Origin of the sequence: Microcoleus sp. Pol11C3, from assembly GCF_036701485.1 — a bacterium.
Classification (GTDB): domain Bacteria; phylum Cyanobacteriota; class Cyanobacteriia; order Cyanobacteriales; family Microcoleaceae; genus Microcoleus.
In genome coordinates this window covers 22,620-34,819 of sequence record NZ_JAUBQW010000062.1, presented here as the reverse complement: position 1 = coordinate 34,819, position 12,200 = coordinate 22,620, and the positions used below count along the sequence as shown (strand labels likewise).

The following is a 12,200-nucleotide window of genomic DNA, read 5'->3' as shown; positions in this document are numbered from 1 at the left end:
TTATTCATCTTTTTATTCACGATCGAGTATTGCATATAATTGTATCATAGTCTTGATAATCATTTAGGATTGCTATAGGTGCTAAGCGCGGCTTAAATTGGCTAAGAGCATACAAGCAATCAAAAAGCTAAGCTCGCCAGTTCTTGAAGTTTTGAGAAGTGCGATCGCCCCCAACATCATTTCACCAAAATGGCGATCGCCCTTTTCCCCTCAAATTTCACCATTCACCTGCATCTGATGCACCTTGTCAGCCAATTCTTGCAAGCGCTTTTCGTCCAACTCGTCGATCGCCAGCATCCCTACATAAATGATTTCCTTCAGCGTTAGTCGGGTTGCTAGCGCCTTTTTCTGCACAATTTCCTTGATGATGGGGCTCACCCCGATAGCGGTACTGGCTCTAGTCACAAAGGTAACGGGAGATTAACAACTTTGACTAAATCTTAGCACCTTTAAGCTGAGCTTTTAGCTGCGATGCAAAATGCTTAAGCGCGTCTTGACAAGACGCGACACAACGGCTTATAGTGGAAACGTGGAAAGGCCGATCGCCTACTCCTCAATAATCTCCACCAAGTCCTCAATCATCACATCAAATGCCCGCGCTAACTTGTACAGGGCGGTAAAGTCAACCATTGATATTTCTGAACGACGAGCATAGCTGGTTATGGTGCTGTAGATCACGCCCGATCGCTCAGCCACCTCCTTGAATGTCCAGCCCCTCTCGGCCGCTAACTCTCGCACTTTTACTCTGACTAAACCCATGCTTGACAAATAATGCAGTTGCATTTTAAGATAATTGCATCTGAAAAAGCGATCGCCCCTGTCTAGAAAACTAAAGGCCGATCGGCTTATTCCTCCAAAACCTCAACCAAATCCTCAATCATCACATCAAAAGTCCGAGCTAATTTCAGCAGCAAAGTAAAGTCAACCGTTGTCAGCCCTGGACAGCGAGCATAATGCTTGACAGTGTTGTATACCACCCCAGAACGTTCTGAAACTTCCTTGAATGTCCAGCCTTTCTCTGCTGCTAGTTCTCTGACTTTAATTCTGACTAAACCCATGCTTGACAATGGGTGCTATAACACCTTACAATAAATTTATCTAAAAAGCGATCGCCCCCCGGCTTAGAGAACTAAAGGGCGATCGTTTTCAAAACTTAAATAGACAGTTACTAGCTGTCTGACTTACTATGATAGCATCATCCCAGCTAAAATCAAGCACTTTCGCCTGCTCCAAAATAATTCACAAATCTCCCATCCTGCATCCGCTGGCGAGATTCATTACCGAAGAAACAGTCGCACTCCTGTTCAATATCTCAGCAGACGAGATTTACCGCATCGAGTGCTGTCGCTACATGGTTTACGTGCACGCCAAAGGCATCAGTCGGTTTGTCAGCTACGCCGATTTTCCCCCGATTTTAGCAGTAAAGCCGATCGCACTTCAAGATTTTGGCAGATGGTACAAGCGCTGGAAAAGCAAGCTAGCGCCAGCATTTTGGACGAAATTCTACACCCACAAGTTCAAAAAAGCTGTTTCAGTTGACAGCTTGCTGGAGTGGGGCCAATTGGTAGCTACTGTGAAATCGGCACTTTCTGGGGCGGCGCTGCAACAGCTACGAGATGTCTATTCTCAAGAAAAACATTTGATGGAAAAATTTTAAAGGGCGATCGCCCCGACGAGCAATTTCGAGAATGGGTACAGGCACAATTAAAAATGTAAAACTAAATAGGGAGAAAAGTTTGAATGGCTGAGAATACCGTGAAAGTAGACATCTCATTTCAATCATTGCTAGAAGCAATTTCGTCACTGGAAATTGCTCAAAAACAGAAGCTTTGGGAACTGTTGGAAGCTGAATTATTCCCGGATGACGAAGATTCTCCAGAAGATATTGCTGAAATTGAGGCCGCCCGTGCTGATTACAAAGCCGGTGAATACACCACGTTCCACCAATACACGACTCAACGGGCAAGAAAGTCAACATGACTTATACAATCATTATACCCAAAGCTGTGCAAAAGCAGCTAGATGTCTTGCCTGATGATGTTTACGAGCGTATTGCTGTCAAAGTCCAGCAACTTGCGGAAAACCCGCGTCCCGATGGAGTGGTTAAACTGAAAGGTTCTGAAAATGAATACCGTATTCGCATCGGTGATTATCGCCTTCGATATGAAATTGAAGATGAAGAGCTCAGGATTCTGCTGTTGCAATGCAAACATCGGCAGGAAGTTTACAGAGGAGGTTGACTCCTCACCCACTATCTCACCCATTCCAAGCAGTTGGCAATATTGTTAGCCGAACTCGACGAGTTAAAGGAGGAAGATTCATGAATCGATACAGTATGATCGTCCAATGGTCTGACGAGGATCAACTTTTCCTCGTGACGATTCCAGAGTTTGCCGATCGCGTTGTCATGCCCTGTACCCACGGCCAAACCCGCGAAGAAGCCATCCGACATGGCGAAGAAGTGCTCGAAATGTATCTAGAAGCTTGGCAGGAAGAAGGTGAACCCATCCCCGCACCTAGCATTCTTCAAATCGCCTAGAAAACCTCATCCTCGATTCCCAGCCACCATTCCCCCAGATTCATTAAATCTTTGTGAATGTCCGTAAGTTCTGTCATATACTCTTCAGCAGAAATCTCCGATCGCCTTTCTTGCAATTTTTTGAGTCGCAGTTGCACCAACAGCCAAGGTTTGGAAATCCCGTCCTTTGCTTCGATATATTTGGCTAGATCGTTGCTATCCATAGTTATTGGTTATTTGTTATTGGTTATATTATTTCCGGTTGTATCGGAAATGATATAACCGCAGAGAACGCAGAGAAATTAGAGGAAAAGAAGAGAGAGAGAGATGAATAATTACGATGCCAACTGGCTTAATATTATAGGACTTTTGAAAGGGTTTAAAAAAGCTCTTATTTTTCCCAGTCGGTTTCAACCGACTCGCAGCTCTGAGCCAGGGGTTGAAACCCCTGGCGGACTAACGGACTGGCGGAATTTTCAGGTAAGATGTCTTCCGCAAACATCCTTTACCTATAATCGGAAGTCTGAATGTTCTTCAACTTCGCAGCATATTTCATGCCGTATTCCGGGCGACAGAAGCGATCGATCTGAGACTCAAAGAAAGCTCGATTTGCCTTCAAATGCTTTGGATTAGGGTCATCTAAAGGATACAAAAGAGCAGTCCGCAAAGCTTGAATCACCGCCGAAGTAACGCAGTACATCGATCGCTGAAATGTCACCCCAATTTGATTGAGGATATCATCTTCGCCGCGACAGCGCTGTTTGTAGAAATCCATCAAATAAGGTGGCAGGAAATGCAGCATATCTTGTGCTAGCAAAGTCGGCGGAATCCCCGCCGTACCTACCGGGAATTTGTCTGCATACAAAACTCCGAAGTGGAAGTCTTTTTGGTCGTCAGGAACTTCCTTAGCTTGAGCGTTGTAAGATTTGGTGCCTCGGAATGGCGAAGTGCGGTAAAATACAGCTTCCACGTAAGGTAACGCTGCTTCATAAAGCCAAGTGAAACCTTTAGATTTCGGGATGATTTCGTAGGTTTCGCCGTCGATGTAAACGTGGTGGTAAATCGGGCGTCCGGCGATCGCAAATATGCCATTTACTATGAAATCCATCGCCTGCGGGACTGTGGTAATTTTCCCTTCGTCGTACAAGTCGGAAACCTCAAAAAACACCGGCGCCATGACTTCCCAGAATAAACCGAGATTGCTGTAATAAGACATTTGGCGGCACTGTTCTAAAAACATTTCTGGAAATGCTTTGTGCAGTGCCAGCATGAACGGGTCTTTTTTGAAGTAAGCTTTAATTGCCCGATCGGCATTAGCCTTATATTCGTCACTGTCCAAATAAGGATCGAATTGATTGGTCGGCACGTACAAGCCCCGGTGCCAAAGCATTGACCTCATGCACTCTTCGGCAAATTCCATGTTAATGCGATCGTGCCACAAATGGTGAAACAGTCGCGGCTTTTTCCCAGTTTCACCCTTCTCCATGAACTCCAAGAGTTCCGGGTGAACACTTCCAGTCCCCCGCCATATTCGCAAATCTGCACCATCACCTGCATAGTGATTTTGTAAATCTAAATACTCTTGCGGTAAAAAGTATTTAAAGAAAGGAAGCGGGTGTAAAAATACTCGTTCGGCGATGTAAAGCAAATCCCGCCAGTAAAAGTCCATCGGCACCGCGTAAGCTTTCCAAATAGCGATGATTTGCATCAGATTTTCCGGCGTATCTGGAATCATCGCGCCGCCCGCTTCCAGCCTGTGAATTATTTCCGCAAATTCGTGTTTGGAAGGAGGTAGTTTAGTTGCTGGTTTATTAGGGGTTTGTACCATTGTTTCTTCCTTTGATTGAGTGAATCTAAATATTTTGAATTATTGCAAAAAGCTGCGATTCTTTAACTGGTTCTCCGGCTCTGCTTGGGAACCGATATCCAGGCCCGCGAGCTGTAAAATTGGAGGCAGAGCCTCCGGATATGCGTTACCAGGCAGAGCCTGGAAACGAGTAGATTCTTAGTCTGCAGAGGCGGAATTCGTTTGTGTAGACGCGATTTCCATATCCGAGTGTTCTCGGGGATAGCTAATAGCAACTTGAGTATTTCTGTCCCCCGGCAGAGTAGCAACGATCGCATTTGTAGTAGATTCGCTCCACTTCAGCAGCCAAGCAGGTTGAATTCCCAACACAAAAATGATGCCCGCCAAAACCAGCGCCGGCATATTTTCAGCAAACGTAACTGGAGGGTAGTAAGCCGTGGCGTTGTCCAACTTCCCAAAACAGGTGCGGTTGAGCAGAATTACAAAGTAAACTGCTGTTAAACCCGAAGCTAAAATGCAGAGTAAAGTTGGAATTGGAAAGATCGAGAAACTGCCTTGAAACACTAAAAATTCGGCAATAAAACCCACCAAACCGGGAATTCCGGCGCTTGCCATGCCGCCCAAAACTAACAGGGAACTGGCAGTGGGTAAACCCCGCATCGGGTTCATCAAACCATTGAGCACGTCCAAATCCCGCGTGCCAACTTTGGTTTCGATGATACCTACCAAATAAAACAGCAAAGCTAAAATTAAGCCGTGGCTTACCATTTGCCCGACGGCACCGATTAAAGCGAGTTTCGTACCCGCAGCGCAGGCAACGAGGATGTAGCCCATGTGTCCGATCGAACTATAGGCTACCATGCGTTTGATGTCTTTTTGGGCGATCGCGCTCAAAGCCCCGTACATCACGCTCACAGTCCCGATAATCGCTAAACCCGGAGCTAGAATCGACCAAGTTTCGGGAAACATCTGCAAGCCAAACCGCACTAAACCGTAAGTTCCCAACTTCGCCAGAATCCCTCCCAGCAAAATTGCTGTTGCTGGCGAAGCTTCCACGTAAGCATCGGGTAGCCAAGTGTGCAGCGGCACCAAGGGAATTTTAATTCCCAACCCAATTAGCAAAATTGTTAGCAGGATTAACTGCACTTTTATCGGCAATTCTTGAGTGGTAATCGCACTGTAATCGAAATTTAAAGAACCGCTCAGCCAAGCCACACCCAAAAATGCTGCCAGCACTAAAAGTCCCGAAACTGCCGTGTAGATCAAAAACTTCATGGCAGCGTATTCCCGCTGCTTTCCGCCCCAAATCGCAATCAACAGGTAAAAAGGAATTAATTCTACTTCGTAAAACAGTACAAACAGCAACAAATTTTGAGACATCAAAGCTCCGGCAACACCCGCATTGATCAGCAAAATCAAAGCGTAGTAAAGCTGGGGGCGCTCCATCTTTTCGCCAGTGCCGTAAATGACTAATAGCGTCAGCAAAGCACTTAAAACCAGCAGTGGCAAGGACAAGCCGTCAATGCCCAAGTTGTAGCTCAAACCTAATTGTGGAATCCAAGGCAAATATTCTTGAAATTGCAGTCCCGAATTGGCTGGATCGAATTGAGTCAACAGCCAGATATTCAAAAGGAAAATAGCTGCCGCAAAAGCCGAGGCTATTGAACGCAGACGCATCCCATTGATATTTCCGGGCAGGAACCCAACTACCGCAGCGCCCAACGCGGGCAACCAGAGCAAGGCACTAAGCATAATGTGTCAAGAGTAAAGAGTAATATCAATTCCGGTTGCACCGGAATGATTGTTGACGGTTGACGGTTGACAGTTAACTCGAATTTCCTATTCCGATGCTAACTTATTTGATATTAACTCTCAATTTAGCACGCTTTTATGGTTTGATAACTTGAGAGTTTAGATGTTAACTTTTCCCAAATTATCAATTCCAAATTGCATCATGATTCAGGAATAATAGTGACTGTCCCCGTGTCTAAATCGTAGTACCCACCAACAACTTTCAGTTTATTCTCCGCAATTAACTTAGAGATAACTGGAGAGGCTTTCAGCCTGCTAGCTTGCAGAAGAACATTCGCTTTGACGGCATTTTCTAGAGGATCGCCCGCTTGGTTTTTCGAGCTTTCTACCGCCGGCTTAATGGCGTCGATCAAACTACCAATTTGACCGGGAACTTGCTCTCCTTTGATGGTTGCGGTTACCGCACCGCACCTTTCATGCCCGACTACCATAAGCACTTTTGCTCCCAGTACCAGCGTGCCAAATTCCAGGCTGCCAATTTCTTCTGGGGTAGCCACATTTCCTGCCACGCGACAGACAAATAAATCTCCAAATCCTTGATCGAAGACAAATTCCGAAGGAAAGCGGGAATCTGCACAGCCGAGAATAGCAGCAAAGGGTTTTTGAGATTTGGCAACTTCGGTGATGCGCCCAAAGTCTTGGTGGGGATTTTGGCGTTTTCTGTCAACAAACCGTTTGTTCCCGTCCATTAACTGTTTCAGAGCTGCATCGGGAGCCATGTCATTTTGAGCAATTGCTGGTTCGGGTGCAGCCAAATCAGCGCCTGCTCGTGCTGCGAGTATCCCTGTACCAATCGCTCCTGCGACAAATTTGAGGGAATTGCGTCGGGAAAGATTGAATTGTCTGTGGTTTGAGTTCATTTATGCTGCCTTATTTGAACGAGTTTGAAATCTTTGTTCAAGACTTCATGTTTTTAAGATTTTAGATTAAAACGGTCACCTAAAATCTTAAAATTTATATCTCTTTACCCGCCTACAATCAGCGACAGGCGAGCTAGCAGCGGCCAGCTTATCAGCAGTCCCAAAACTGCCACTCCGAATAGAATTGTCAATGCGTAAAACTGAGTTTGACCGTTAACGTTGTATTTGAGGCTTTGCCCGCCGAAAACCGTTGCAAAACCGATTAAATTCACGAATCCGTCAACTATATTGCGATCGACCCAGGAGATAACTTGAGCAACTAGACCGACGGCAAATATCACTGTCACCCGGTAAAGTTGGGCAGTGTAAAAGTCGTAGGCAAAAAAGTCTTGCAAAGCTTGAGAACCAATTCGCACCGGTTTTTCCCATTTCTCGTTCAGGTAAACAAATGCTCCTGCACCGATGCCGATCGCAGTTGACAAAACTAGCAATCCAGTTGCGGTATAATTCAAACTTGCCCCAGGCAATAAATGCCACGCAGCCAGCAAGTGCGGAACGTGCAAAGTAAAGCCCATTAAAACAGTCATCGGCAAGATAAAAGGCCAGTGAACTTCCGGCGAACGTTCGGTCATTTGCTTTGGTTTGCCACCGAAAACTAAACCGAAGACGCGCACCAAGCCAAAAGCAGTGACGCCGTTTACAAACAGCACTATTCCTAACAAGAAAGGGTGAGTTTGCCAAAGCCCGGATGTGAAGTCTTCTAAAGCCCAGAAACAGCCGAAGGGCGGCAGTCCGACCAATCCAGCGCTACCGACAATAAACGATATCGCTGATATTGGCCGCTTTCCCCACAAACCGCCGAGAGCTCGGACATCCTGAGTGATGCTGTTCCAAACTACCGAACCGATGCTCATCACCAGCAAACCCATTGCCAAGCTGTAGGCCAATATCAATGTCAGGGCTGTCTGGGCTTGTCCGGTGCCGACGGCGATAAAGACTAAGCCCATGTATGAGCTGACTATATAGGAAAGCGTGCGCTTGATGTCGATTTGGGCGATCGCAATTAATGAAGCACCCACCGCCGTCGCAGCACCCACAGCAATAGTTGCCGTCATGCCAATCGGCGACAAAGCAATCACCGGTTGCAACTTAATCAATATCCAAGCACCAGTTTCCACAACTACGGTGTTCCGCAAAATCGTCGCCGGCAGCGGGCCTTCCATCGCCTCATCCAGCCACAGGTGCAAGGGAAACTGAGCACACTTACCCATCGGGCCGGCTATCAAAGCTAAAGTCAGCAGTGTCGCTACAGTGGGGTCAAGCTTTGCAGTCTGGGCCCAAACAGCCAACTCGTCAAAATTCCAAGTTCCAGCCAGCGGCAGAATGGCGACTACCCCCATCAGCAGGAATAAGTCACCCACCCGCTTTGTTAAGAAAGCGTCGCGGGCTCCTGTCACCACCAAAGACTGATTGAACCACAGCCCGACTAGCAGGTAAGTACCCAAAGTCAGAACTTCCAAAATCATGTAGCTGAAGAATAGGGAATTGCACAGTACCAAGCCGCACATCCCGGCTTCAAACAGCCCCATCAGGGAAAAGAACCGAGCCCAGCCCCAGTCCATTTCCATGTAACCGAAAGCATAAATCTGCGCCAGCAAGTTCAGTCCGGTAATCAAAACTGTCGCCCCGACGGTGACAGCAGAGATTTCCACGGGAATAGTTAAGTCTAAACCTGCTACATTCAGCCAGGGAATGAACTGGTGTTGCGCTGGTTGGTTCCAGATAGCTGTGAGGGCGATGACGCCGTGTAAAAAAGCGAACAAGGTTAATATAGCGTTCACGTAACCGGATGGTCTTGGCCCCGTGCGGCGGGTAATTGCCGGAAACCACAGCATCGACAGAACTCCGCCGATGAGTGGATAGCAAGGTATAAACCAAACGGTCTGGAGTAAGATTTGAGCCATTGGCATTACCTGTAAAGGTTACAAAAATTTAAAATTCTGAGAATAATTAGGATCGCGCTGACGACAGCAGTGAAAAGCCCGAAGGCAGAAGTAAAGAAAATTTTGCGGTTTGCCTCTGAGTTTCTTCCCCTCGTCAAATCGAGCGCTTCAGAATAGACTTATTAATTTTATATTAAGTATTGCGTTAAATTTTCATATTTCGGATTAAGCATATTTATTTGTACCGATAAACTCTACTTATAGGTATATATAGGCGCGGATTGTGTACAAACGAATATTTGTCGATCGCAAGTGCGATCGAACAATGATTGATTGCTTTAAAATATTAAAACCGATTAAAACCGCTCAATCTGCCAAGCTGATTCGGGAAGTTTGGCTTGGCGCTGCCCCATCGCCCTTGCCCTAACATTCACTAGACCGATCGGCGTATTAAACCAATCTACCAGATCGGCTCTGGCGATCCTCTTCGAGGGCTTCGCTAACGCACTTTTGGCCGCAGCAACCGGAAATTCCTTTAACAGCCACCTAGCCAGGCGGTAAAAATATTCCCCTGTTGTGAATTCTCGCATCAAATCGACACCGTGGAGTTCGTGCAAATATTTATTTGATTCGCCGTACCGATACCATTGACTTTGCAACTGTTTTATTGTAGAACGGTGGCGGTGTCGGACGATCGCATTTTCGGCAAAATACATTTTATAGGATGTTTCCCGCAAAATCCGCCAACACAAGTCAGCATCGCCGCCACTGGTGAGGTAAGGGCGAAATAATCCTATTTGTTGTAAAACTAGCCTCCGTACAGCTAAGTTGGCGGTTTGACCGTAGGCACAAAAAGGGTGAGCGAGAGTATGTTTTTGAGATAAAATATTTTGGCGATCGGCGTGTTGTTCTAAGATAGTTTTACCGGGCAATGCGAGTATTTCCCCAGCGCTAATTCCTACTTCTAAGTCAACGAATGGCTTAACTAAATTTTCCAGCCAGTCAGATTCCGGGCGACAGTCTGCATCGGTAAATGCAATGATTTCGCCTGTGGATGCGCGAATTCCTTGATTGCGGGCGGCGTAGGAACTTTGAATCTGATTTTCGGTGAGGTGGCGAATGGTTATTTGATTGAAATTGCTTCCTCCCCTTACCAAAGGGGGGAGTGAGGGGGGGTTAGAGGCTGCTGTTTCGAGGATGGTTGAAGTGCGATCGCGACTGTTGTTGTCTACTAAGAGATATTCTACTCTGTGTGGCGGATAAGTTTGCGATCGTAGGCACTCGATCAACTCCGGCAAATCTATCTCGCCGTTGTAAATAGGCACTACTACCGAAACCTCCGGTAAAAACGTTTTAGTCATTCACAAACAACCGTAAACGATAGCATAACTAATATTGAGTAAGATTAAACGAACCGCCAAGGCGCTAAGGAAGCTAAGGAAGATAAATAAGCAAATGTAGTTCTTCGTTTGTCCTATAAGCCTCTTCGCGGTTCTTCAAATAATTAAAAAGCGTTACTAAGTTCCATTGGATTAACGGGATATAAATTGTCAAAATTATAACTTCGGCCCCTTAAACAGGCAAGATGCCTGTTCCACAAGAACTGAATGCAGTGGTGGAACAGGCATCTTGCCTGTTTCTTTCAAATAGTAGAAAATATCTCTTACATCCCCTGTGAAATCCGTCACGCAATCCCTTCTCAACTGTTGCTACTCAACATCAGAATCATTAACACTAACACCCCGTTAGTTATATAAAAAATGCCAACAACCTGAGTTTCCAACCAGCCGCACAACTCTAGATGATGGTGCAGCGGAGCCATTCTTAACAGACGCTTGCCAATGCCATCCGGGCCTTTTGTAGCTTTGTAATAACCTACTTGAGCAATTACTGACAGCGTTTCAATAAAGAAAATCCCGCTAATTATTAATAACACCCAAAGGCTATTTGTTAATAGAGCTACCGCACCCAACGCACCGCCCAAAGCTAAAGCACCTGTATCACCCATAAACACCCGGGCTGGATTGCGGTTGTGTGCTAAGAAACCCAGACAACTGCCGCTGGTGCAGGCGCAAAATATCATTAATTCTGGCGAAGTTGAGGCTACAGATGCGCCCAATCCCAAAAGTGCGATCGCCCCCAAACCTCCCATCAACCCGTCAATGCCGTCGGTAATATTAGTAGCATTGCTTTCAGCTACCAGCACAAAACCCGCCAGCGGCCAAAACAGAAAACCTAAAGGCAATACCCAACCGAAAGGCAAAGCAATGCTGGTAGAAATCCCGGGTTCGCGGAACATCAGCCACAGACAAAATAGAGCTCCAAAACCTAATTGCAAAGCCAATTTCATCCGAGGTGAAATACCTTTATTCGACTTGAGTCGCAGAATTTGCCAGTCGTCGATCCAGCCGATGAAACCGTAAGCTAAAGTTAAAGCCGATACGGCAACAACATCTGAGTTAAATCTCGACCAAAGCAAAGCAACTGCGACCCCTGCAGGTACAAAAAAGATGCCTCCCATTGTCGGCGTTCCCGCCTTTTTTAAATGAGCTTGGGGGCCGTCTTCGCGAATTATTTGTCCTGCTTTTAATTGCTGGAGTAAGGGCACAACTAAACAGCCCACACCCGATGCAACTACAGCACAAACAGCTAGTGGCATAAATAGCGATGCAGGCCCATTCAAAAGTCTACCCGCTGCTACATCTAAACCGATCGCGACAATGCCGAGTCCCAAACCCAGCAGCAGGAATAAATTCCTGCCTGTAAGTTTGAAAGGCATAGTAAAAGAAATTTTCTCATCCACAAAGTTATCCATAACACTCCTCAACACACACCATTTAAGAACAAGCAATTGACAATTGGGGAATAGGGTGCGCTACAGGAGATTGGGAAATATCTTAGTTTTTATTCCCTGTTTCCGGTTGATTTCTTCACCCTTCTGCAAGTTATTCCTCGCCTACACTCGCATCCTCTTCAACTTCCTCTTCTAAATCATCGTAAGGACTGTCGTCAACTGCCATTAGTTCTGAAATTTCTTCTTCGTGCAGATAGTCTGGTTCTTGGACATCCCTTGCTAACAAGCGATTGTTAGATTCCAACCAGTCTAAAAGAGAAGATTGCTGCTTTAATGGAATTACATCCGCAGGCAAGTGGCGAGGAATTTGACGCAGAGATGGGTTGTACATGATTCTCGGTTGTTAAAGACAAAGACGCGATCGAGTAGAGGTAATGTTTGGCCGACGGACTGCTGCTTTGATGAA

15 protein-coding genes are annotated in these 12,200 nt (G+C 46.1%); 4 read left to right on the top strand and 11 right to left on the bottom strand.

Translation table 11 applies throughout. The annotated features are described in order from the left end of the window. Positions 1 to 210 precede the first annotated feature (210 nt). From QUA40_RS15580 to QUA40_RS15570, 3 genes are all read right to left on the bottom strand, one after another. Positions 211 to 405 (bottom strand): hypothetical protein, encoded by a 195-nt coding sequence (locus tag QUA40_RS15580; RefSeq protein WP_333063872.1) that lies wholly within the window; start codon positions 403 to 405, stop codon positions 211 to 213. Between the two features lie 141 nt (positions 406 to 546). Beyond that, positions 547 to 759, bottom strand: a complete 213-nt coding sequence (locus QUA40_RS15575; protein WP_006631308.1) for a helix-turn-helix domain-containing protein — start codon at positions 757 to 759, stop codon at positions 547 to 549. Positions 760 to 845: 86 nt separating this feature from the next. Beyond that, positions 846 to 1,058, bottom strand: coding sequence for a helix-turn-helix domain-containing protein (locus QUA40_RS15570; RefSeq protein ID WP_006631306.1), 213 nt, complete (start codon positions 1,056 to 1,058; stop codon positions 846 to 848). Positions 1,059 to 1,186: 128 nt separating this feature from the next. Between QUA40_RS15570 and QUA40_RS15565 the strand changes: the two genes are divergently transcribed. From QUA40_RS15565 to QUA40_RS15550, 4 genes are all read left to right on the top strand, one after another. Further along, on the top strand, positions 1,187 to 1,657 hold the full coding sequence (locus QUA40_RS15565; RefSeq protein WP_333127306.1) for a hypothetical protein: 471 nt from the start codon (positions 1,187 to 1,189) through the stop codon (positions 1,655 to 1,657). A gap of 83 nt (positions 1,658 to 1,740) precedes the next feature. Beyond that, positions 1,741 to 1,980 (top strand): hypothetical protein, encoded by a 240-nt coding sequence (locus tag QUA40_RS15560; protein ID WP_333127304.1) that lies wholly within the window; start codon positions 1,741 to 1,743, stop codon positions 1,978 to 1,980. Then, a complete protein-coding gene (locus QUA40_RS15555; RefSeq protein ID WP_333127302.1) occupies positions 1,977 to 2,240 on the top strand; it encodes a type II toxin-antitoxin system RelE/ParE family toxin in 264 nt (87 codons plus the stop codon). Before QUA40_RS15560 ends, QUA40_RS15555 begins: the two co-directional genes overlap by 4 nt. 80 nt (positions 2,241 to 2,320) lie before the next feature. Next, positions 2,321 to 2,539, top strand: a complete 219-nt coding sequence (locus QUA40_RS15550; protein WP_242717443.1) for a type II toxin-antitoxin system HicB family antitoxin — start codon at positions 2,321 to 2,323, stop codon at positions 2,537 to 2,539. On the opposite strand, the gene QUA40_RS15545 is transcribed toward QUA40_RS15550, so the two are convergent. From QUA40_RS15545 to QUA40_RS15510, 8 genes are all read right to left on the bottom strand, one after another. Then, the gene (locus QUA40_RS15545; RefSeq protein WP_333044023.1) at positions 2,536 to 2,742 is read right to left on the bottom strand and encodes a hypothetical protein; all 207 of its coding nucleotides are present in this window, start codon (positions 2,740 to 2,742) and stop codon (positions 2,536 to 2,538) included. The two genes, QUA40_RS15550 and QUA40_RS15545, sit on opposite strands and share 4 nt — an antisense overlap. A gap of 281 nt (positions 2,743 to 3,023) precedes the next feature. Next, the gene (locus tag QUA40_RS15540) at positions 3,024 to 4,346 is read right to left on the bottom strand and encodes a CO2 hydration protein (protein WP_333127301.1); all 1,323 of its coding nucleotides are present in this window, start codon (positions 4,344 to 4,346) and stop codon (positions 3,024 to 3,026) included. A gap of 177 nt (positions 4,347 to 4,523) precedes the next feature. Continuing rightward, positions 4,524 to 6,077 carry an NADH-quinone oxidoreductase subunit M gene (locus tag QUA40_RS15535; protein WP_333127299.1) on the bottom strand — a complete coding sequence of 518 codons (1,554 nt, stop codon included), beginning with the start codon at positions 6,075 to 6,077 and terminating at the stop codon, positions 4,524 to 4,526. Between the two features lie 200 nt (positions 6,078 to 6,277). After that, positions 6,278 to 6,997 carry a carbonic anhydrase gene (locus tag QUA40_RS15530; RefSeq protein ID WP_333127297.1) on the bottom strand — a complete coding sequence of 240 codons (720 nt, stop codon included), beginning with the start codon at positions 6,995 to 6,997 and terminating at the stop codon, positions 6,278 to 6,280. A 104-nt stretch (positions 6,998 to 7,101) separates the two neighbouring features. Further along, positions 7,102 to 8,961: an NAD(P)H-quinone oxidoreductase subunit F gene (locus QUA40_RS15525; RefSeq protein ID WP_333127294.1), complete on the bottom strand. Its 1,860-nt coding sequence runs from the start codon at positions 8,959 to 8,961 to the stop codon at positions 7,102 to 7,104. Between the two features lie 335 nt (positions 8,962 to 9,296). Continuing rightward, positions 9,297 to 10,301, bottom strand: coding sequence for a glycosyltransferase (locus QUA40_RS15520; protein ID WP_333127292.1), 1,005 nt, complete (start codon positions 10,299 to 10,301; stop codon positions 9,297 to 9,299). A 338-nt stretch (positions 10,302 to 10,639) separates the two neighbouring features. Next, the gene (mraY, locus tag QUA40_RS15515) at positions 10,640 to 11,755 is read right to left on the bottom strand and encodes a phospho-N-acetylmuramoyl-pentapeptide-transferase (RefSeq protein ID WP_333127290.1); all 1,116 of its coding nucleotides are present in this window, start codon (positions 11,753 to 11,755) and stop codon (positions 10,640 to 10,642) included. A gap of 130 nt (positions 11,756 to 11,885) precedes the next feature. Beyond that, complete coding sequence (locus QUA40_RS15510; RefSeq protein ID WP_172190580.1) at positions 11,886 to 12,125, bottom strand: DUF3134 domain-containing protein; 240 nt, start codon at positions 12,123 to 12,125, stop codon at positions 11,886 to 11,888. Between the last annotated feature and the right edge of the window lie 75 nt (positions 12,126 to 12,200).